We start from the raw sequence: 21,929 nt of genomic DNA, 5'->3' as shown, positions 1-21,929 counted from the left end.
GTTAGGCCTCCAAAATTTCTTTGGCAAAATATGGCAGAACAAAGGCGGCCTCATGCACGGCTGAAGAATAATATTTTAATTGATTTTGAATTTTCCCAGGAACGGGCCTGGCCGGTGTATCAACCCCAGGGCCAAGGGAGCCTAAGCAGACCCCGATATGGCCGCCCGGATATGTGGGCACCAGGATATTGGCATATCCTCGGACCGGGAAAATAGATTTTGTAATCTGAATCAAATTTTTGACACACGCCTGGTGAAGAAAAAAAGATTCTCCCTGGGTGGCCACAAGCCCTCCGGGTTTTAAGGCTTTTTTGAGATTCTCATAAAAGGGTTTTTCAAACAAGGCTTCACCCGGACCCACAGGATCTGATGAATCTACAATGATGACATCGTAGGTTCCAGGTTTTTCCTGGACAAAAAGATTTCCGTCCCGGATATGAATCTGAACCCTGGGATCATCAAACCCGCATGCAAGGGCAGGCAAAAATTGCTTTGACACCCTCATGACCTCAGGATCAATTTCACAAAAATCAATGGTTTTCACCTCTTTGTGGCGACCAATCTCCCTGAGGACGCCCCCGTCTCCTCCGCCAATGACCAACACGGTTTCAGGGTTTGGATGGGCAAACAGGGGCAGATGGGCCATCATTTCATGATATCCGAATTCATCCCGTTCGGTCAGCTGAATTATGCCGTCCAAAACCAGCATTTTCCCATGGGATTTTGTCTGGTACAGATCAATCTGCTGAAAAGATGTTTTGTTCGAGTACAACACCTGATCCACCTCAAGGGAAAGGGCCACCCCTTCCCACATGGGACATATTTCTGAAAACCAGCCCTTTTCAATTTTGCTCAAATTTTTCATTGTTCAAACCTTTTTTCTGATCATGGGCTTTTTGGCTATTGCCTCAGGCCGATCTGCATTTTATAGTGTCTGCCGTTAAAAAAAGACATGGCAAACTCAGCCACATCCCGGGGCTCATAAAATTTGCAGGAAAAAATATCCAAATATGCGCTGTTAGAGGCATTGGCAAAATGACCTGAAATCAAAGAGGTTTCAATGAGCTGGGTCATGGAATACCCGGCCACTTTTTCATCTTCACCAAAATGAACCACCTGGCAGTCTCCAAACCGCTTCATCTTAATCCGGTCACAAAGCTGTACCACAAAGGATTCTATATTTTGGGCATCTCTGATCCCGTCAGGATCGCAGTCATAGATGTCCACCGAGGTAAGCACCCCCCAGGGCGCGGTATTGTCATAGGATTTTTTCCAGGAAATGGGCAGATTTTTTCGATCTTTGACCCCTTGTTGAACAGGCCCGTCTTTTTGCACAGGATTTAACAGCCCCCGGTTCTGGTCCGAAGAAATCTGCACCCGGCCTGCCTCAAACCCTTTTTTCATGGAAGAAATCGCCGTATCCAGATTAATATTATCTCCGCAGGTAAATATGTCCACGGCAGCATAATTATGCTCGGGCCAGGCATGTACGGTAAAATGGGACTCTGCAATAATCACGACGCCTGACACCCCCTGGGGGTTAAAGCCGTGAAACGAACTTGAAATAATGGTGGCGCCGCTATCCTGGGCAGCCGTAAGCAGGGTCTTTTCAACGCTCTTCTTATCGAGCAAAGCTTTAGGACCACAGTCGTAATACTCAATGGTGAGCTGACGGCCCAAGGCAAACACAGGGTCCTGCAACCCGTTAACGGATTTCATATTTTTATCAAGCATTCAGGAACACTCCAAACCAATCATTAGTTACAGCAAATTATAAACAGACCCATTCACCTGAAAACGAACCGGTAATAATAAGGTTACAAAAAGTTAAGCGTTATTGGGAGATAATCAATGAAAAAAAAGGAATCTATCAATAAATTTCCATAATAGAAGAAAATCTAAGGTATTCTGTCTGCCTGGGCAGATTCTTTTTCTCAAGCCCCTTTACCATGGAAGGCGCATTAAACCGAAGATACGGATTGACCTTGAGTTCATCTGCCAGGCAAGAAAATACAAATTCATTTTGATAGGCGTTTTTATAGATTTCAATCTCAGGATTTTCAGGATCAATGGAAAGGGCAACCGCTAAGGACTCCATGACATAGTCATGGCCTGCAAAAATTTTAGTTTTTTTGTCCAAAGCCATAATTTGCTTTAAAGAGTGAAAAAAAGCCTCAAGGTCCCCTGAAAAACAATTGCCCACGGTGGCATTGAACAGGGTATCTCCGGTCACAAGGAACCCTGTCCCCTTAAAACATACAGAATCTGTCGTATGTCCGGGGGTGAGCATCACCTCAAGTCCCTGGCCGTTGTCAAGCGCCAGGACCTGCCCCTGGGTCAGGGACCGGCAATCCATAAAGACGGCATCCGTTTTTTCAATCAGACGTGCATTGCCGCTGGTATGATCCGGGTGGGAATGGGTATTGGTGATAAAAACAATATGGATCCCCCTGGGTCTGGCAAAGGCTAAAATTGCCTCAGGATCTCCGCCGTCAATGACAATGCCGCTGGATTTTGTGTAAACCAGATAGGCCAGATTATCTTGGGAATATCTAAACTGTTCAATTTTCATTTTTCTTCCCGGATCAGTTAAAAAAGGGGGTCATCCTCGCTGAGCTCATTTTCATCATCCGTCTCGTCCATGTAATGGACTTCAAGTCCGTCATCGTAAATGCCCTCAATTTCGTCATCATCCATGGCTTCATCCAAAAAGTCGTCTTCAAACAGATGCTCTACCCCATGGGCCTCAAAAATAAAGGTCAGTGCTTCTTTGAGATTCCGTTCCAAGCTCTGTGCATACGATCCATTTTCATCCGGCGTGAATTCATAAGTATCATCGTGTTCTTCAATCAGATCCCGAAGATCTGTTTCCATTTGAGAGTGGGTATAAAAATCAATTTCAAGGGGTTCAAGCATTTCATTGAAACAATCGTAAAGCTCAAAGGCATCCACGGCATCTAAAATGGTCATTTTTTTTACCATTTATCATCCCTCCCTGTGAATTTAAGCTTTGGAATGCCTTCTATGATAATGGCAGTTGTTTTTGATGTCAAATCAGAAATTATCCCAGGGTTGCACAAAGGGTTGGATTTTATAGCAACACCTTATAAATTCAGCCTAAAACGTGGGGTAAGCACTTGAAAAAAAAATAATCCTATCAAAATTGAGTTGATATCATCTAACCAGAGCACAAAAAATTTCATTTTATTTTTCTGATTTTTTCGGTCTGTACCAGAAATCATGAATCTATTTTGGTAATTTGCCAGATATCATTTTTATCCTGTACTAAATGTATTTTTTAATGTGACACCACCATGCTGGGGTTTTGAAAAAAGACTCTCACCGAACGATAAGAAAAATTACCCGGTTTTTTGATTTCTTTAATTGTTACAGTGTTCACTCAAAATTAAAAATGATGCCTTGCCATAATTTTATTATATTTTTCACTGCTTTTAAATTTTTTTATAGCACGGGCCATTTGGTCTGCAATATCTTTATACTTTTTACCTTTGGCTTTTGTGAAACCCAGATATAGGGGTCAGAGCTAACAGGCGGTAATAAAATTTTTATCTTTTCACTCAGCTTCATTTTTTTTGCCACATGAATAAGTGGAAGTCGGCTACTTATACCCAATGGATGTCGGCCATGTACTATCATTTCAATAATCTGAGACGTGTTGTTGGCTTCATATTTTTTTATAAAATTTGCGTTTTCAAAATCATTTCCATAAAAATTATTTCGGGCAACAATAATGGTTTCACCAGCAAGCGATTTTAAATCGCCATTAAAAGCATATGCACGTTCATGGTGAGTAAACAAGACATTATGATCCGTTCCTAAATATTCACTTACAAAATAGAGGAACTTTTCTCGATCGACAGTTCGATAAAGAGACAATATCGAATCAACAGAACCTTCTTTTACATATTCCAAACAACGGGTCCAGGGATATGATTTGAATTTAACTTTTAATCCAATTAGATTTGCAGAACCTTTAACCGTTAGCACATTTACACCATTTGCCTGGCCCTGGTCATCAAAATATTCATATGGCGGCCAATCTGCGATAGCAACAACAATTTCTTCAGCCCAAAGATTAGTAGACAAAAAAATAATCAATATAGAAATGCAAAATGCATTCATTCCTTTATTAAAGCAAAATAATGGGTTAATCCAACACTTTTTCAAATTATCACCCTTCAGGCGAACCGATTTTACCTCATCTGCGTCATTGCAGACCGTTCGCAGTAGAGTTTCAACGGCTTCACGGCCTAACGCCTTGCAGCTAAAGCAAAATCAATTCGTGAAATATGGGGGATAAGACCTTTAGCTGGTTTTAAAAATTAAAAACCCGCTAGGACCATGTGAATGGTTGCCCTATCCACCATACCATTTAGCAAAGTCTTCTTATTTTATTAAAATTATTTTGAAACCGGTCGGCCAAAAACGTCCACAATACCCAAGCCTTGGGATTTAGCGTTCTGTGACCAGGTGGCCGGATCGGAGTCTGTTATCGCATAGGTTCCGGCTGCCAGCTTTAGGTTCGGGGACACCGTCCAGTATGCATTGCGGGTATTGTGCATTCCGGGCGATCCTTTTGCCTGCCAGGCCCCTATCCCGCGAATCCCAATTTTGCCCGGCGCCTTGGTTCCTTTCCCGTCATTCCAATGGTAGGTGGCAATCCGGGTAATAATCATGGGCTGTGTCAAAGTAAAATGAGTGGTTCTAAGATTGTACACTGTCGCGATATTGTTGTTTGAAAAAATTTTTATCTCCTTTGCGCCGGCTGAAGTTTTCTTACCTTTTGCTGGAGATGAAAAAGAGGCCAATTCATAGACACTGTTGGCCCAGCCTCCCCCGCAGATTTCAGCAGCATTGCCCGAGCACTTCATATTGCATCCCTGGGAGGGCCCGTATTTGCCATAGGTATTGCTGCAGAAACAATGGGAGACATATTGGGTCGCCGCATACCTAAAGCCCTTGGCTTTGCATACATCCATACAACCTTGGGTTGTCATATTGTTGCTATTAAAGGTATACCCGTTTAGATCCCTTGAGGCCGAGTCTCGATAGCAGCCTTTGTACGAATTTGCCCAGGTGTTTGAAATACAGACGGCAAGGAACAGAACCATAAGAAGCGCAGCAATTTTATTCATTTTTTCACCTTTCATCAATTAAATAAAAAGAACACTTACCAACGATACAATAATGAATTTTGTTTTTATCTCATATCAACGAAAAGGATGTCAACTCAATCAAAAATTATCCTGATTGTCACCACGCTTTAAAATGTAAATTTAAGCCCTTGATTTCCAGGCTAAAACCGAACGCGGACATGTAATATCAGGTTTTTTTCTGGGGGAATTTTACGAAGGACTCTACAAAAGGGTTTTCAATGTCCGCAGCCTGAATCTGGTCTGCCATGCCAAGAAGACCCCAACAAAGAAAACCACACCCTTTAAACCGCCTGATTTCACCCAACGCTGTTTTTCAAGGCGGACCAATGGGGATAGTGGGTTCCCCGGCCATTCATAGAATGGCGGGGGAATTTGTGTCGGTCTTGTTTTACTCTGCTAAAATCTGCCCAACCTTTTTGAGCAACTCGTCCTTGTCAAAGGGTTTGGCAAAAAAACCCTGGGCTTTGGGAATGGAATATTTACGGCCGGACAACCCTGAAATCACAATCACAGGGGTGGAAAACCCTTTAATCTTGGACAGCTTCCTGAAAAACCGGGGTCCCCATTCTTCAGGCATCTCCAGGTCCAGGGTGATCAAATCAGGATTTTGAGCCTGGTACAGATCCATGGCAACTTTGCCGTCATCTGCAACACAGGTCGTGTATCCATTGTCCTGGAACAAGGCATCCAGGTACCGGGTGATGGACGGATCATCATCCACGATCATTATTTTCTTCTGGCTCATACTAACCTCCTTTATTGTTTCTTGTGACACTGGCCGCAAAGGAGAGGGCCTTTTCCCGTATCAATATGACAGGTTCGGCACTGGGTATGAAATGCATTGGAAAGAGACATGGCATTTTCAGGCCCGGGCACCAACCCATGGCATTCTGAACAAGGGCTGTCCTCGCTGGACTCATCTTCCACCACCTGCCCGTTTTCCCAGACATGATGACATATGGCACAGTCTTCCAGTTCCGCGTTTTCATTATGGGTGTCATGATCAAACAGGGCCGCTGGCCGTTGGGGATTTTCAAAAGCCGAGACATCCATACGGCTTTCTTCCCCGTTATCACTTGCCATTGCCCCCCAAGCACCCAGGGTGAGCAGGATAAAAACAATTATCAGACTCTGAAGTTTCATCTTATTCTCCCTGTTTATAGACTTTCTTTTCCATGGTTTCAAAAATAATATCACCTAAAAATTTAACTTCCATATCCAGTTCATAGTGGTGGACAATATCTTCAAGCCCTGAATGGCAGTTATGACAGGGCGCGATCAAGACCTCGGCCCCTGTGGCCTTAAGCTGTTCAGCCTTGACCCGGTTGTTGACCATCCGTTCTCCTTTGTAGGGAGGGCCGCAGTTGATCACCCCGCCGCCGGCACCGCAACAATAATTGTGTTCACGGTTGGGAACCATATCCACAAAATCGGTACAAATCATGTTGACCACTTCCCTTGCCTTGTCATGGAGCCCCCTTCCCCTGGACACATTGCAAGGATCATGAAGGGTGACTTTTTTGGTATAGTTTTCTTTTATGGTAATCCGGCCCTGGGTGAGCAGTTCATGGTAAAACTCCAGGGCATGAACCACCTCAAAAGGCGGCATGGCCCAGGAGACCCAGCGGTTGCCCACATCATAAATAGACCTGAAGGCATGGCCGCACTCTCCCATGACAATCCGCTTGACCTTGAGGTTGGCGGCGGCCTCATAAAAGGTCCGGGCAATCCGGCCTGAAATCTCATTGTCTCCGGTGTACATGGCCATATTTGAATTGTCCCACCCCGGCATGGACGGCATGGTCCAGTTCATGCCTGCCGCATGCATCATTACGGCGGCCTGGTAAATGAGTCCTGCCTGAAATTTGGGTTCAGGGGCAATCACGGAATACATAATGTCCGCCCCCTCTTTGTCCAGGGGAATCCGTAAATCTTCAAACTCTTCCCTGGCATCTTCTTCCTGCCATTGAAGCGTGTCTATCCACTCGTCTTCCTTGACCCACATCTGGTTAAGGGTGACCGAATGGGAGTTGACCGTATCCTGAATATACTGGGGGGTGATCTCAAGCTTGTGGCAGATCCTTCGAACCAAAAGCATCATATAGGCAATATCAATACCAAAGGGGCAATACATGGAACATCTTCGGCAGACATTACACTCCAGATGAGAGATATGAACCGCCCTGCGCAAAAAATCCTTGGACACCTTTCCTTTTTTATCAATCATCTCCCAGATGGTCTGCTTGACTTTGGCTGCCGGAGAATAGCTGGGATCACGGTCATTGGATAAAAAATACGAGCATGCATCCGAGCAGAGTCCGCAACGCATGCAGGTCTCCACATAAGTTTTAAGACGGATCCCGGTTTCTTTTTCAAGGACTTCATTAATGGTTTTGGTAATTTTTTCCTGGGTCAGTCGTTCAAGTCCGCCTTCAACGGCCGGGTCTGTATTTTTTTCCATCTTTTTTGTTTCCATGGCTGATGGTTCCTGCATCGTTATCTCCTTTAGGGGTTACCCGATTCTTACCTTTTCCAATCTGATCTTACTTCCTACCAGTCCCTTGCATGCCGAACGTTTCCAAATTCCGACCCCATATAGGCCCGGGTCAGGGGCGCTGTAATCATATGGGAAAATCGTGAAAACGGGATAATGATCAGCATGAGTTCCCCGGACAAAATATGAACAATCATCATCCACTCATAGGCGGCCACCTGATGGTAGGCCAAAAATCCGGTTAAAAAAGGCAAAAGAACCATAAAAATCAGAAAAAAATCCTTGACCGAGGTCAAAAATTTAACCTCGGGAACAAGTATCCGTCTTCCTGCAAAAAAACCGAGTGCCGCAACGATCACAACCGTCAGAATATCGGCAACCCCGTCATTGAGCGCAGGCCAACTGACGTTAAACGCCTCTTCCACAAGGACAATGTGGGCGGATAAAAACAGGGGGACCACAAACAATGCCAAATGAAATATATAAGAGACGGCATAAAACACAGGCTGCTGCCGGGTGGCTCTCGGAAAAAAGGGAATAAGCCAGGCCCCAATGGATCTTAAGCTGTGGTACAAGGTCATATAGGAAAAAATATAGGACTCTTTTTCCCTGACCTTACGGACAATGCCTGCAACCTTCAGGATCAGCCCCACGATAAAGATCATAACCGAAATCCAGACCATGGGCCCCATGATAAAATCAATAAATCCATTCATCTTAGCTCTCCTTACAGGGCAACTATACTTCGTTTATATATTCCGTTTTCAATCCCCTTGACCAAAATTTTATCCATGTCCGGACTGATCACGGGATCGGCCATATAATCATAGGGACCGGCAATGACACGGTCATTGACAGCAGTATAATACTTGCCCTTTTTTTCAAAACAGACCGCTACGACAGATCCGTCATCACTGATGTTCGGGGTAAATATTTTATCACAGGACAATGTCCATGCCCTGTCATTTTGGGCAAGCCCCCAGTCTCCCTTGTCCTTAAAAACCACCACAAGCTGGGCACCGTCTTGGGAGTAATACAAATCGCGAACCATGGTGTCCCATGACAGGGACCAGAGGATGTCATTCTGGGCAATTGTCCATTCACCAAAGGTTTTGGCCACCGCAGCGGCAACATGTCCATTGGCCGGATCTGTCTCCAGCCGCCAAATATTTTCATAGGCAGATGCCCAAAAAGGAGAATCATCCTTGTACAGCATCCATTTTCCATTGATCCGGACAGGGGCCACCACAGACTTGTCACAGAACACAGGCCGCCATACCGCCTGGAATTTGGTATCCCAGACAGATTCGTTGACGGCAATCCCGTATGCTTCCCGGTCAAGGCGGACCCCATATGCCAGATCCGGGCCTGTACCGCCCATGGAAATATCCCAGATATTGACAAACCGCTTTTTCCCGATGTTTCCGTCAACGGCCACGGAAAAAAGGCCCTGGGCAAAGGCGTCCACATCCGCTGCGGTCATGGAATCCACCTGAACCACAGCCGCGGCATTGCCCTGCTCCCCCATGACCATGCCGGTGATATTTTCATACCCCGTTTCCCAGGGCTGGTCATCCACGGCCATGCCGTATTCCATATCCCTTTGAAAGGCCACGCTGATATGGGAACCGTCCGAACTGGTCTTTAGATCCCAGATAAAATCAAACTGATTGGCCCATGGCTGGCCGTTTACCACCAATCCCCATTCCTCATCCTGGCAGGTGCATACGGCATAGCGGTTGTCCGGAAGTGCTTTAAGGCTCCAGGCCTTTTCATATTCACCCTCCCAGAGCTCTGAGTTTACACAGATGCCAAATGCCATTTCATCCAGATTAACAATACTGGCAACAGACTCCCCGTCAGGAGAGATACAGGGATCTTCCACCCAGTTAAATCGGGATTCCCATTCTTTTACCGGTATCTCTTTGAGTTGAGTACTCCAGTCCCATGATTGTTTTTCTTCCATTTTTATCTCCAACTCTGGTTAGATAAATTAAGGGGTTTCAATTCATTGATCACCGTATCCAATGAGGCAACCGTCAGTGGTTTTTCAATAAACCTGTCGATTCCTGCCTCAATAATCTCTTGTTCCAGGCCTTCACTGGCAATGGTTGCCATAAGAATCCGCCTCACCCCGGGCTGAATTCGGGCGGCCTGCTTTAAAAATTCAATCCCGTCCATATCCGGCAGAAAATAATCGGAAACAACCAGGCTCACCTGCTGGTATTTAAGCGAGTTCAGCCCTTGTTCGCCGGATTTAAATATGAGGAACTGGGTGCGGCTGGTATCAAAAAGAACCTTTAGCGAATCACGCACATGCCGGTCATTATCAATGAACATGATGTGAAGATTATTTTTGACTTTCATAATATTGAAAACCCTTTGTCAAAATTAGTAAAAGGTCAAACATCCCAAGTTGTTAACAGCAGAAACCATGCCATCCCCAAACTCCAAAAATTCATGCGTTATAACAGAGCGTTATGCATACCATTGGTCATCTATTCTTCAAAAAAATCCTGTTTTTATAAAAATTCAAACTATTTTCTTTGAAAAACTTAGAAAAGTTACAATATTCCGAAAAATTATCCTACCTTTTTTTAAAATTATGATTCTGGTAATCGGAAAGGGCCAAATAAAATCCCCCCACTGACAGTTCAGCACAATGGTAATGGTCCTCGGGCAGGGTCTCAAGGTATGATGCCACTTTGTCCGCATTGATTTCCCAGGCCTTTTCCAGGGTTAATCCCTGGCTCATCTGAACCACGGTATTGCAGCAGGCCACCGTATGAACACACCCGTCAAGTTCAAAGGAGACCGTTGCAAGCCGTCCTTGGTCCACCATGATAAAAAATTCCACCCGGTCTCCGCAATCGCCTGTTCGGGTGCCGTAGCCGTCCGGATGCAAAATTTTTTCCCTATGGTCATTTTTATAGGCCATCTCAAGAAAATGCAGAGAATGGCTGTTCCAAAAATCCGTATCATCCATATATTTTTGCCCTCCTTTCACAATATCTCAGGGCAGATTTGCTCTATCTATATCTTCAGACAAATAATAATTTTTTATTTGTTTCCCCCTTTTTATCATGAAATATACAAACACCCAAGCCCATAATCTTCAAACCTGACAAAGAAAATTCAATGGGATTGAAATTCCTTGTGCCCCCGCCTATAATGACCGGCAAATCCAAACACGATCACACACAAAAAGGATAGGCAGTTGGCAAAATTTGACATCACCCTGATCGGCGGCGGTATTGTGGGCGCAGCAACCGCCCTGGAACTCAAAACCCGGTATCCAAGAGCAAAAATCCTATTGGTGGAAAAGAAAAAAAACTTAGCCTCCCACCAGACCGGCCATAATTCAGGGGTGGTCCATGCCGGAGTATATTATGCCCCCGGCACTCTTAAGGCAGATTTTTGCAGGCAGGGTGCCAGGGACACCAAAAATTTTTGCGCGATCCACAACCTGCCTTTCAGGCAATGCGGCAAATTATTGGTGGCCACCACCCCCTTAGAGCTTGAACGGATGAAAGCGCTTAAAACAAGGTGTGAAAAAAACCATATCACTACCCATTGGGTTAACCAATATGAGCTTGGTCGACTGGAGCCCAATATTGTTGGACTGGGCGCATTAAAAGTTTCTGGCACCGGGATTACGGATTTTGTAAAAATCACCGCCAAATTCGGAGAGTTGTTTCAACAAAAAGGCGGCACCCTATGCTTTGGAAATGAGGTGACCCGAATCCTGGAAACACAGGATTCAGTGACCCTTGCCCTGGGCCGAAAAACGGTTTCCACCCGGTATCTCATTGTCTGCGGCGGGCTGAATGCAGACCGGCTGGCCCGGATGATGGACATTGATATCAACTTTATGATCATTCCATTCAGGGGGGAATATTACCGGCTGCCCAAACGACTCAATAAAATTGTCTCCCATCTTATTTACCCCATCCCCGACCCTGATCTGCCCTTTTTAGGGGTTCACCTCACCCCCATGATAGACCATGGAATGACCGTGGGGCCCAATGCGGTCATGGGATGGAAAAAAGAAGGATATGGGAAAATCAATTTTTCGGCCAGTCAAAGTTTGGCCATGATCAAATTCAAAGGATTCAGGCAGGTGCTGGCGGCAAATTTCAAATCCGGGGTGAAAGAATGGATTGATTCGGCGTATAAACCCGGATGGTTCTGTTGCAAAAAATTATTAATGTCTGATACAAGTCCGTTTTGGCACTAATTTATTTGCAGAGAGATCGTATGAAAAATGAAAACCCTTTCAAGTGGCGTCATTATGAAAAAGAAATCATCCTGTTGAATGTTCGCTGGTATCTGAGATATCAACTGAGTTACAGGAATCTGGAAGAGATGATGAAAGAACGGGGCTTGTCTGTGGATCACAGTACCATTTACCGATGGGTTCAGCGCTATGCTCCTGAAATGGAAAAGCGAAGCAGGAAGTATCTGCGGCAATCAAATGATTCTTACCGTATTGATGAAACATATATCAAGGTGCGGGGGAAAATGAAGTATCTTTACCGAGCGGTCGATTCCCGTGGAAATACCATCGATTTTCTTCTTCGCAGCAGACGTAATATGGAATCTGCCAAACGATTTTTTAAAAAGATGCTGCGAGCTTCCAATAGCTCCAGACCTCGGGTTCTGAGTGTTGACGGAAATCCTGCATATCCTCCGGCAGTAAAGGCTTTGAAAGAAAAAAAGCTTCTGAATAAGGACTGTATCCTAAGACAGAATAAATATCTGAACAATATTATTGAGCAAGACCACCGGTTTATCAAAAAGCTTGTCAGAGCTGGTATGGGGTTCAAGACATTTCATTCTGCCTGGCGGACGCTAAAAGGCTATGAAATTATGAACATGATCAGAAAAGGACAAGTTAAAAATATCAGGAAGGGAGAAATTTTAAAGCAGAAAGAATTCGTCGAAAATCTGTTTTCTTATGCTGCGTAAATTTTACGCCTGAACGATCTCTTTGTCCTGGAAATATTTTTTGCAACAGAACCCGGCCGATCATTGCATTTGAAAAAAAAGAAACAATTTTATGTCCCAAAACGGCATATAGCATAAAACAGACAAAGGCGATCAAGGCCATAAGCCCTAAAAGCAGGCTGGATTGTGCCAGGTATCCGGTCTCAGGACTGATGAACTGGGGAAAAACCGCCGTAAAAAAAACAATGGCCTTGGGATTTCCCGCAGTGACCATGGCCCCCTGGAAAAAAAGATTGCGCAAGGGCACAGGTGTTGTTCCCTGCCGGTCTGAATCCGGCAGGGTAAAAGAGAACCTGGCTGAAAAAAAAATGCTGAGTCCCATATAGACCAGATAGGCCGCACCTGCCCATTTAAGGACGAGAAAACAAAATTCCGATGCCAGCAATACCGTGCCCAGCCCCACAATGGAAACCATGGCCTGGATCATGGTCACCACAAGATTGCCCAGGGCAGAGGCCAGGGTCGGCATCACCCCGTGCCGCATCCCGTGGGTCAGGGCCAAGAGCATGAAAGGCCCCGGGATGATAGAGGCCAAAAACACGGTAATGGTAAATCCAAGAAAAAATTCCAGGGACAAAAGGCCCTCCTATTCGTAGATAGAATGTTTTTTGGGATCAAAGGCTTCCCTGATGCCTTCTCCGGTGAAGGTCACGGTTATCAGGGTCAGCACCAGGGCCCCGACCACGGAAGCCGAAATCCACCAGGCTTCCATGTTCTGCCATCCCTGGGCCAAAAGCTCCCCCCAGGACGGGGTGGGCGCGGGCAGGCCAAAGCCCAGGTAATCCAGGGAGGTTAAAGAGACAATCCCGCCGGATACGGCAAAGGGGGCATAGGTGACAATCACGGAAATGGTATTGGGAATAATATGCCTGAATATAATTCTGAAATGGGAAGCCCCAAGGGAACGCACCGCCAGGATATACTCTCTTTCCTTTTCCTTGTAGGTCATGGTCCGCATCACCCAGGTAATGCCGATCCAGCCGAAAAAGGCCATGATCAGAATGAGGATCAAAAAATTGGGCACCACAATGGAAGAGATAATGATGATCACGTATAAAAAAGGAATATTGGACCAGATTTCAATCACCCGCTGGAAAAAGAGATCAAATTTCCCGCCAAAATACCCCATGGCACAGCCAATACTAATGCCCACGGAATAGTTAAGCAAAAGCAGGATAAATGAAAAAATAATGGCGGTTCTGAACCCGTATACCAGACGGGCCAGGATATCCCTGCCCACATTGTCCGTTCCCAGAAAATGGCGCTGGGAAACCGAAGGGGGAAACGGGGGATATTCATTGAGCTGAAGATCGTTTTCATAGGGGTTGAACGGCACCGGCGGCATGAGTACAAATCCCCTGGACCCGTTCTGGTTCATCTTCTCCTTAAGGTCCCGGTAATTGGTCTCATAGGCATAGTCAAGGCCAAACCGGTTTCCCGGAATCATCTGACCGTATGTGGGAAAGAAAAACTCGCCCTCATAATAGACCATCAATGCCCTGGAATTGATAAACACCTCGGCAAACAATGAGATAAAAATCATTGAGACAATGATCACAAAGGACCAGAATCCTCTGGAGATATGGCGGAACCGTTTAAGTTTCTGAACGGTTACCGGATTTAAAATGCCCATGATGCCCCCTATTTAAACCTGACCCGCGGGTCTACCATTGCCACACAGAGATCAGAAAGAATATTGCCCACCATAAAGAGCAGAGAGGAGATCACCAATATTCCCATGACAACGGGATAATCCCTGTCCACAATGGATTCATACCCCAAAAGCCCCATGCCGTTAATATTGAACACCTTTTCAATGAGAAAAGAGCCCATGAGAATAATGGAAATATTATTGCCGAACGAGGTAGCGATGGGGATGAGGCTGTTGCGGATAGCATGGCGGAACACGGCCTTTTTAAAGGGCAGGCCCTTGGCAATGGCGGTTCTGACATAGTCGGCAGACAGATTGTCCATCAGGGTGTTTTTCATGAGCAAAGTCATGACGGTAAAGGATCCGATCACATAGGAGACCAGGGGCAGCACCGTATGCAGGGCGATATCAGCTGCTTTTTCAGCCAGGCTCATCTGGTCAAAAAAATCCGACACAAGACCGCCCAAGGGAAAAATATCACACCGGGATCCCAAAAGCACCAGCATGAGCACCCCTGCCACCCAGCCCGGAATGGCATAGCCTGTAAAAATCAAAACAGAGGAAAAATTGTCAAATCCTGAATTGTGGCGCACGGCCTTGGCCACGCCCAGGGGAATGCAGACCCCGTAGATGAGCGTCAGGCTCAAGACCCCGAAATACAAAGAAATGGGGATGCGTTCTTTGATCATCTCCCAAACCGGATCATGGTAACGGGTGGACCGGCCCAGATCGCCTTGCACCACCTTGGCAAGCCAGAGCAGATAGCTTTCCAGAACCGGCTTGTCAAAACCGTAGTACGCTTCAAGTTTTTTGATCTGCTCCTGGGACAAGGGCTGACCCTGGCCTGCCCCGGCCCTGGAACGCCCCCCTTCCGCCCCCATCTGCATGGCCCGTGTTTCAGCAATGATCCGCTCAATGGGGCCGCCGGGCACAAACCGGGTAATGGTAAACACCATGATGGTGATACCGATAAAGGTGGGTATCACCAAAAGGAGGCGTCTAATAAAATAAGCGGTCATGACATGATATCAAATACCGATTCAAGGGCTTTGTCCAGGTTTTCAGGCTGGATGCCGCCGGCCTGGGCCATGTCCGGACGCCCGCCGCCGCCGCCGCCCACAATGGATGCGGCTTTTTTAACAATATCGCCTGCTTTGTAAGTTTGGGTCAGATCATCCGTGACCACGGCAATGAGCAGGGCTTTGCCCTTGGATTCCGCCCCTAAAAGGAGAACCCCTGATTTAAGCTTATTTTTGAACTTGTCTGCAAGATCCCGAAGCTGGCCCGGATTTTCAATCTCCACCTTTTTGGAGAGCACCTTGATCCCGTTGACCTCTTTGATGCTCTGGTCAATCGTGTCAACCGACTTTGAGGCCAGGCGGGCCTTGATCGCTTCAAGTTCTTTTTCCAAGGCTTTTTTCTCGGCAATCAGGGTCTCAACCTTGGTCACCACCTCGTCCTTGTTTCCCTTGAGCATGGCGGCTGCAGCTTCAATGGCCTGCTGATCGTTATGGACCGTTAACAGGGCCGCCTGTCCGGTGACGGCCTCAATGCGGCGAATCCCTGAGGCAATCCCGCCTTCGGAGAGAATGCGGAACAGTCCGATATCACCCGAAGCCCGGGTATGGGTGCCCCCGCAAAGCTCCTGGGAAAATTTTCCCTGGGAAACCACCCGGACCACATCTCCGTATTTTTCTTCAAACAGGGCTGTGGCACCGGCCTTGACCGCCTCGTCCATGCCCATTTCCCGGGTATGAACCCCATGGTTTTCCCGGATGTGCAGATTCACCTCGGTCTCAATGGCAAAGAGATCCTCAGGGGTGATGGCGCTAAAATGGGTAAAATCAAACCGCAAGCGTTCAGGGGTCACAAGTGAACCGGACTGCTTGACATGATCCCCGAGCACAGACCGCAGGGCTGAATGCAGAATATGGGTGGCCGAATGATTGATGGCAATGGCACCACGCCTCTTAGCATCCACACCCAGGGTGAATTTATCCCCTTTTTTGCATTCTCCTTGAATCACCTTTCCCTTGTGGATAAACAGGCCTGAAGGATCCTTTACCGTATCCTGGATCTCAACAATGCAGTCTCGATTTTCAAACCGGCCCTGATCCCCGACCTGCCCCCCGGATTCGGCATAAAACACGGTCTCGTTCGTGACCAGTTCGACTTCGTCGCCTTTGCAGGCCTTTTCAAGGGCCTTGTCATCTTTGACCAGGATGAGCAGTTCTGACTCGGTTTTAAGATGGTCATAGCCTAAAAACACGGTTTTCACCCCGGCAGAGGTCAAGGGTTTATAGGCCTGGCCCACGCCGGCAAATTTTGTTTTGGATTTGGATCTGGCCTTTTGCTCGGCCATGGCCCGATCAAACCCGTCCATGTCCAGCCCCATCTCCATCTCTTTAACATGGTCTGCAATAATATCCACGGGAAACCCGAAGGTGTCGTAGAGCTTGAAAATCACATCGCCGGGAATGGTTTTCTGCCCCTGGTTAATGAGTTTTTCAATGGTGGCTTCCAAAAGCTTCATGCCCGTGCCCAGGGTTTCTAAAAATTTTTCCTCTTCGTTTTTCACCACGTTGAGAATAAAGGCGGCAGAGTCTTTGAGTTCTGGGTAGGCCTCATCCATGATGGAAAAAACCGTTTGAACGGTTTCATGTAAAAAGGGTTTAACAAGGCCGATGCTTCTGCCGTACCGGATGGCCCGGCGCATGATCCGGCGCAGCACATAGCCCCGGCCCTCGTTGGCGGGCAACACCCCGTCACAGATCAAAAAGGCAGATGCCCTTGAATGATCTGCGATAACCTTCATGGCCACTTCAACCTCTTTGGATTCCCCTCGTTTTTTTCCGGCAAGATCTCCCACCTTTTCCATGATGGGGATAAAAAGGTCGGTATCATAATTGGTGAGCACATCCTGAAGAACCGAGATGATCCGCTCAAGGCCAAGGCCGGTGTCAATGCTCGGTTTGGGCAGGGGCGTCATGGTCCCGTCTTCACTTCTTTCATACTGCATGAATACCAGGTTCCAAAGTTCTAACCACCGGTCGCAGTCGCAGCCCACGGCACAATTGGGATCATCGCAGCCAAACTCGGCGCCCCGGTCAATATGGATTTCGGAACACGGACCGCAGGGACCTGTATCGCCCATGGCCCAGAAGTTGTCTTCCTCTCCCAAACGGCAGATCCGCGATTCAGGAATCCCGATCTTGTCCCGCCAGATATCATAGGCCTCGTCATCATCCTTGTAGACCGAGATGTACAATTTTTCCTTGTCAAACCCGTACCCGTTGGTGAGCAGGTCCCAGCCGAATTCAATGGCCTGGTCCTTGAAATAATCGCCAAAGGAAAAATTACCCAGCATTTCAAAAAAGGTATGGTGGCGGGCCGTGTAACCGACATTTTCAAGATCATTGTGCTTGCCGCCGGCTCTCACGCATTTCTGGGAGGTCACCGCCCTTGAATATTCTCTTTTTTCATCTCCGGTAAACACCCGTTTAAACTGGACCATACCGGCATTGACAAATAAAAGGGTGGGATCGTCCTGGGGGACCAGAGACGAAGACCTTACCTGGCGGTGATTGTGTTTGTTAAAATAGTCTAAAAAGATTTTCCTGGCTTCATTACCTGTCATTTTCTTGGCTCCTGATCTTCTCCCACCAGACTATACGTCCAGCAAACTGTCTTTTGATTTGCTTTTTTTAGTTTCCGGTCCTGCAATACCCAATTCCGTGCGCACCTTGGTCTCAATGGCATCAAAGATATCCGGATTGTCAATTAAAAAGGCTTTAACATTTTCCCGGCCCTGTCCGATGCGCTCTCCGCCATAGGAATACCAGGACCCGCTCTTGTCCACCACATCCAGCTCCACGCCCATGTCCAGAAGATCCCCGGTTCTGGAGATGCCTTCTCCGTACATGAGATCGAATTCCACATTTTTAAAGGGCGGGGCCAGCTTGTTTTTGACCACCTTGACCCGTGTCCTGTTGCCCATGATATCCTGGCCTTCCTTGATGGCCGCAGCCTTGCGGATTTCAAGGCGCATGGAGGCGTAAAATTTTAAGGCATTGCCACCGGTGGTGGTTTCAGGATTGCCGTAAACCACACCGATTTTCATGCGGATCTGGTTGATGAATATAATAGTGGTCTGGGTCTTGCCGATGGTGCCGGTGAGCTTTCTCAAGGCCTGGGACATGAGCCTTGCCTGGAGCCCCATGTGGGAATCTCCCATCTCACCCTCAATTTCAGACCGGGGCACAAGGGCGGCCACCGAGTCCACAACCATGATGTCGATCCCCCCGCTTCTGACAAGCATATCCGCAATTTCAAGGGCCTGCTCCCCCGTATCGGGCTGGGAGACTAAAAGCTCATCGCAGTCCACGCCCAGACGCTTGGCATAGGAAACGTCCAGGGCATGCTCGGCATCGATGAATGCGGCAATGCCCCCGTCCTTCTGGGCCTGGGCAACGGCATGAAGGGCCAGGGTGGTTTTGCCTGAAGATTCAGGTCCGTAGATTTCAATCACCCGTCCCCGGGGATATCCGCCCACACCCAGGGCCTTGTCCAGGGCCAGGGAGCCGGACCGGATCACAGGGACCGCTTCAATCTCACGGCCTCCCAGTTTCATAATAGAGCCTTTGCCGAACTGACGTTCGATCTGGCTCATGGCTGTCTGGACCGCCTTTTCCCTATCTTTGTTCTTATCCATGCCTTTTTCTCCTAGAGCACACCTGAAAGGTATACCATTTTAACCAGGGGTGCAGCCAGCACCCCTGCCATTATATCATCCAATACCACACCGGCCCCGCCGGAAAAATTTTTCTCAAAATACCGGACCGGCATGGGTTTTAGTATATCAAAGCACCGAAATGCCGCAAATCCCGCCAAAAGCGTCATGGGGGTTATCGGCACAAGGCACACCGCAATACAATATCCAACCATCTCATCAACGACAATGCAGCCCGGATCATCAAGGCCCAGGATCTTTTCTGCCCGGTCTGCAAGAACGATTGAGACCAGAAAAAAACAGACCAGAAAAAAACATTGACCCCCCTGGCCTGACCAGGATCCCAAATTATCCATTAAAAAAATAAAGGGCAGGCCTGCCAGGGTGCCGAAGGTGCCGGGCGCCACAGGCATCTTTCCCAGACCAAAGCCTGTGGCCAGAAAGAGAATCACGCGCCGGTTCAGGGCCATCAGGATTTTCCTTTAAGGCTCTTGTATAATCTGGTCTTTTCCCTGTCAAGTGGATTCACGGCCGTCAGAATCCTGTCATAGACTTCCCGTAAGGGGATATCCAGTTCAAGGGCCTTTTTCCGGCAGTCTTCGTATTCAGGCACATACCGCAGATCGCCTCTGGGATCTGTGATTTTTTTCACCTGAACTTTGCCAAGGCCTGTATCAGAAGAGGTGTTTACCAACACGGTTTCCCGCGCAAGAACCATTCGGTCACAGGGATAAAACCTCAGGCCAATGGCGGAGGTCTGGGTCAGGACAAGCTCTGATAAAATCTTAAGGTCTTTGGATTTACAGATCACCTCCACCCGGGTGCCGGGCCGGCTCTTTTTCATAAAGGCCGGAGAAAAACTCACATCCAGAGCCCCTTTTTCAAACAGGGCCTCCATGACAAAACCGAGCAATTCAGGATTCATATCATCCACATTGGTGGTGATCACCATCACCTGGTCATGAAAAATATGCGGGTTCTTGTCCAGATCCTCTACCTCTCCGGCCAAGGGTTTTCCCAGGACCATGCGGACCAGGTTGGGAACGCTTGCCCCGGTCTCCCGCTTGCCGGCGCCGTATCCCACCTTTGAAATCTGCATTTGAGGCATGGGACCGAAATGTTGAGCCAAAACCGCCACAATGGCGGCACCTGTGGGCGTGACAATCTCTGTCTTGGCATCGGAGGGAATCACGGGCAGCCCTTTTAAAATCCCCAGAGTGGCCGGTACGGGCACGGGTATTTTACCGTGGGCACAGTCAATAAACCCCGAGCCCACCGGGATATTTGAGGCCTCAACCCGGGTCACCCCAAGGTAGTGAATCCCTAAAAAACAGCCGATGATATCCACCAGAGAATCAATGCCCCCGATCTCATGGAAATGGACCTGATCCATGGGCTTGCCGTGGATATGGGCCTCTGCTGCTGCAATTTTCTCAAAGGCAGCCAGGGAATTGTCTTTTACCCCCGGGGGCAGGTCTGCTCGTTCAATCATTGCCCTGATATCAACATAATGCCGGGAAGAGGTATGGTCAGTAATATCCACAAAAAGATTTACCGCCCGCAGATGATGCCGGTATACAATCTCGGATCTGAGATCAAACCCCTTTAAAATGGGAGATAATTTCTGGGTCAACCAGTCCAGAGGAACGCTCAGGTCCACCAGGGCGCCCAGGGTCATGTCCCCTGAAATCCCGGACATCATATCCAGATAAAGAATCATCTAAACCCCCTGACCTTGGGCATGAACCTTGAGAATCGCCAGAATCAGATCTGCGCAGGAGACCATGTCCTTGAGGGCAATGGATTCTTTGAGGGTATGGACATCGGTCATGCCCGTGCCCAGGACTCCTGCCACAATGCCTTTTCGAAAAAAGATATTGGCATCTGCCCCGCCGCCGATGGTTTTGGATTCAAGGGTCCGTCCCAGAGCGGCGGCAGCCTTTCTGGCCAAAACAATGGTCCTGTGGTCTTCGGGAATATCGGTATAGGGAAAATCCTGTTCCACCTCCATCTCCACCCGGGGCAGATCCTGGCCCGGGAGCCTGAGGGATTTGGCCGTCTGCTCAAAGGTCTCAACAATAGTGGTTGTCACCTTGTCCAGGGTGGCCATGTCATGGGACCTGGCCTCTCCTAAGATTTCCACATACTCGGGCACGATATTGGTGGCCATACCCCCGGAAATCACCCCGAGGTTACAGGTGGTCACAGGGTCGATGCGCCCAAGCTCCAGTTTGGCAATGGCCCTTGATGCCGCATAAATGGCTGAAATGCCTTTTTCAGGGGCTGCCCCGGCATGGGCGGCCCGGCCAAAGACCTTTGCCGTGATCTTATTGGCAGAAGGGGCGCGGGTGACAATGCCTTCGGTGTCTGTGGAATCCAGAATATATCCAAACCGTGAATCCATGAGGGAGAGATCAATATTTTTGGCCCCTTCAAGGCCGACTTCCTCACACACGGTAAACACAACTTCCACGGGGGGACAGGGCAAATTGTTTTCCTGGATCACGGTCATGACCTCCAGGATAATGGCCAGAGCAGATTTATCATCCGAGCCTAAGATGGTGGTGCCGTCACTTTTAAAGACCCCGTTTTCAAAACGCACCTTGACCCCTTTGCCGGGAACCACCGTGTCCATATGGCCGGAAAGAAAAACAGGTTCAACATCCACATTGCCCTTGAATTTGGCAATCAGATTTCCACAGTCGCCCCCCACTTTCTGGGCAGCATCATCAAACACAACCTTGGCCCCCATGCCCTTTAAAATGGATTCAAGGGTTTTGGCAATTTCAGCCTCATGATGGGATTCGGAATCTATCTGGGCCAGCAGGGTAAACATATCCCCCAGCCGTTTTTCATCAATCATTGAAACAT

The 21,929-nt window shown here is 47.7% G+C and carries 23 protein-coding genes; 2 read left to right on the top strand and 21 right to left on the bottom strand.

Going from position 1 to position 21,929, the window contains the following annotated elements; all coding sequences use genetic code 11:
- Position 1: 1 nt before the first annotated feature.
- The 13 genes from speE to HUN05_14030 all read right to left on the bottom strand — a co-directional run bounded on the left by speE (position 2) and on the right by HUN05_14030 (position 10,657).
- Positions 2 to 865: a spermidine synthase gene (gene speE, locus HUN05_14090; GenBank protein WDP86118.1), complete on the bottom strand. Its 864-nt coding sequence runs from the start codon at positions 863 to 865 to the stop codon at positions 2 to 4.
- Positions 866 to 900: 35 nt separating this feature from the next.
- Entirely contained in the window at positions 901 to 1,734 is an 834-nt protein-coding gene (gene speD, locus HUN05_14085; GenBank protein ID WDP86117.1) for an adenosylmethionine decarboxylase, read from the bottom strand.
- A 136-nt stretch (positions 1,735 to 1,870) separates the two neighbouring features.
- Positions 1,871 to 2,572, bottom strand: a complete 702-nt coding sequence (locus HUN05_14080) for an MBL fold metallo-hydrolase (GenBank protein ID WDP86116.1) — start codon at positions 2,570 to 2,572, stop codon at positions 1,871 to 1,873.
- Positions 2,573 to 2,589: 17 nt separating this feature from the next.
- Positions 2,590 to 2,982 (bottom strand): hypothetical protein, encoded by a 393-nt coding sequence (locus tag HUN05_14075; GenBank protein ID WDP86115.1) that lies wholly within the window; start codon positions 2,980 to 2,982, stop codon positions 2,590 to 2,592.
- 480 nt (positions 2,983 to 3,462) lie between these two features.
- Positions 3,463 to 4,188: a transporter substrate-binding domain-containing protein gene (locus HUN05_14070; GenBank protein ID WDP86114.1), complete on the bottom strand. Its 726-nt coding sequence runs from the start codon at positions 4,186 to 4,188 to the stop codon at positions 3,463 to 3,465.
- A gap of 233 nt (positions 4,189 to 4,421) precedes the next feature.
- Positions 4,422 to 5,156 carry a hypothetical protein gene (locus HUN05_14065; protein ID WDP86113.1) on the bottom strand — a complete coding sequence of 245 codons (735 nt, stop codon included), beginning with the start codon at positions 5,154 to 5,156 and terminating at the stop codon, positions 4,422 to 4,424.
- 409 nt (positions 5,157 to 5,565) lie between these two features.
- Positions 5,566 to 5,922, bottom strand: a complete 357-nt coding sequence (locus HUN05_14060; protein ID WDP86112.1) for a response regulator — start codon at positions 5,920 to 5,922, stop codon at positions 5,566 to 5,568.
- Between the two features lie 11 nt (positions 5,923 to 5,933).
- Positions 5,934 to 6,338 (bottom strand): cytochrome c3 family protein, encoded by a 405-nt coding sequence (locus HUN05_14055; protein ID WDP88071.1) that lies wholly within the window; start codon positions 6,336 to 6,338, stop codon positions 5,934 to 5,936.
- Entirely contained in the window at positions 6,322 to 7,671 is a 1,350-nt protein-coding gene (locus HUN05_14050) for a (Fe-S)-binding protein (protein ID WDP86111.1), read from the bottom strand. The genes HUN05_14055 and HUN05_14050 overlap by 17 nt, the downstream gene beginning before the upstream one ends.
- 56 nt (positions 7,672 to 7,727) lie before the next feature.
- On the bottom strand, positions 7,728 to 8,387 hold the full coding sequence (locus HUN05_14045; protein ID WDP86110.1) for a nitrate reductase: 660 nt from the start codon (positions 8,385 to 8,387) through the stop codon (positions 7,728 to 7,730).
- 11 nt (positions 8,388 to 8,398) lie between these two features.
- Positions 8,399 to 9,637: a Tmc redox complex protein TmcD gene (locus HUN05_14040; protein ID WDP86109.1), complete on the bottom strand. Its 1,239-nt coding sequence runs from the start codon at positions 9,635 to 9,637 to the stop codon at positions 8,399 to 8,401.
- Between the two features lie 2 nt (positions 9,638 to 9,639).
- Entirely contained in the window at positions 9,640 to 10,038 is a 399-nt protein-coding gene (locus tag HUN05_14035) for a response regulator (GenBank protein ID WDP86108.1), read from the bottom strand.
- A gap of 220 nt (positions 10,039 to 10,258) precedes the next feature.
- Complete coding sequence (locus HUN05_14030; protein WDP86107.1) at positions 10,259 to 10,657, bottom strand: iron-sulfur cluster assembly scaffold protein; 399 nt, start codon at positions 10,655 to 10,657, stop codon at positions 10,259 to 10,261.
- 231 nt (positions 10,658 to 10,888) lie between these two features.
- Here HUN05_14030 and lhgO point away from each other — a divergent pair, with 231 nt between their 5' ends.
- Both lhgO and HUN05_14020 read left to right on the top strand, forming a co-directional pair.
- Positions 10,889 to 11,908: an L-2-hydroxyglutarate oxidase gene (lhgO, locus tag HUN05_14025; GenBank protein ID WDP86106.1), complete on the top strand. Its 1,020-nt coding sequence runs from the start codon at positions 10,889 to 10,891 to the stop codon at positions 11,906 to 11,908.
- A 20-nt stretch (positions 11,909 to 11,928) separates the two neighbouring features.
- Entirely contained in the window at positions 11,929 to 12,639 is a 711-nt protein-coding gene (locus HUN05_14020; protein WDP86105.1) for an IS6 family transposase, read from the top strand.
- Here the strand turns inward: HUN05_14020 and HUN05_14015 are convergent.
- The 8 genes from HUN05_14015 to HUN05_13980 are packed head-to-tail and all read right to left on the bottom strand — an operon-like array spanning position 12,575 to position 21,921.
- Positions 12,575 to 13,255, bottom strand: a complete 681-nt coding sequence (locus HUN05_14015) for a LysE family translocator (protein ID WDP86104.1) — start codon at positions 13,253 to 13,255, stop codon at positions 12,575 to 12,577. The two genes, HUN05_14020 and HUN05_14015, sit on opposite strands and share 65 nt — an antisense overlap.
- A 9-nt stretch (positions 13,256 to 13,264) precedes the next feature.
- Positions 13,265 to 14,311 (bottom strand): ABC transporter permease subunit, encoded by a 1,047-nt coding sequence (locus HUN05_14010; protein WDP86103.1) that lies wholly within the window; start codon positions 14,309 to 14,311, stop codon positions 13,265 to 13,267.
- Between the two features lie 8 nt (positions 14,312 to 14,319).
- Positions 14,320 to 15,348 carry an ABC transporter permease subunit gene (locus tag HUN05_14005; GenBank protein ID WDP86102.1) on the bottom strand — a complete coding sequence of 343 codons (1,029 nt, stop codon included), beginning with the start codon at positions 15,346 to 15,348 and terminating at the stop codon, positions 14,320 to 14,322.
- Positions 15,345 to 17,966, bottom strand: a complete 2,622-nt coding sequence (alaS, locus tag HUN05_14000; protein WDP86101.1) for an alanine--tRNA ligase — start codon at positions 17,964 to 17,966, stop codon at positions 15,345 to 15,347. The genes HUN05_14005 and alaS overlap by 4 nt, the downstream gene beginning before the upstream one ends.
- Before the next feature lie 30 nt (positions 17,967 to 17,996).
- Positions 17,997 to 19,040, bottom strand: a complete 1,044-nt coding sequence (gene recA, locus HUN05_13995; protein ID WDP86100.1) for a recombinase RecA — start codon at positions 19,038 to 19,040, stop codon at positions 17,997 to 17,999.
- 11 nt (positions 19,041 to 19,051) lie between these two features.
- Positions 19,052 to 19,528 carry a phosphatidylglycerophosphatase A gene (locus tag HUN05_13990; GenBank protein WDP86099.1) on the bottom strand — a complete coding sequence of 159 codons (477 nt, stop codon included), beginning with the start codon at positions 19,526 to 19,528 and terminating at the stop codon, positions 19,052 to 19,054.
- Positions 19,528 to 20,778 carry a nickel pincer cofactor biosynthesis protein LarC gene (gene larC / locus HUN05_13985; protein WDP86098.1) on the bottom strand — a complete coding sequence of 417 codons (1,251 nt, stop codon included), beginning with the start codon at positions 20,776 to 20,778 and terminating at the stop codon, positions 19,528 to 19,530. Before larC ends, HUN05_13990 begins: the two co-directional genes overlap by 1 nt.
- Positions 20,779 to 21,921, bottom strand: coding sequence for a M20/M25/M40 family metallo-hydrolase (locus HUN05_13980; protein WDP86097.1), 1,143 nt, complete (start codon positions 21,919 to 21,921; stop codon positions 20,779 to 20,781). It lies immediately after the preceding gene.
- Positions 21,922 to 21,929: the final 8 nt, after the last annotated feature.

It is taken from the genome of Desulfobacter sp., assembly GCA_028768545.1.
GTDB lineage: Bacteria > Desulfobacterota > Desulfobacteria > Desulfobacterales > Desulfobacteraceae > Desulfobacter.
This window is presented reverse-complemented; position numbering and strand designations above follow the sequence as displayed.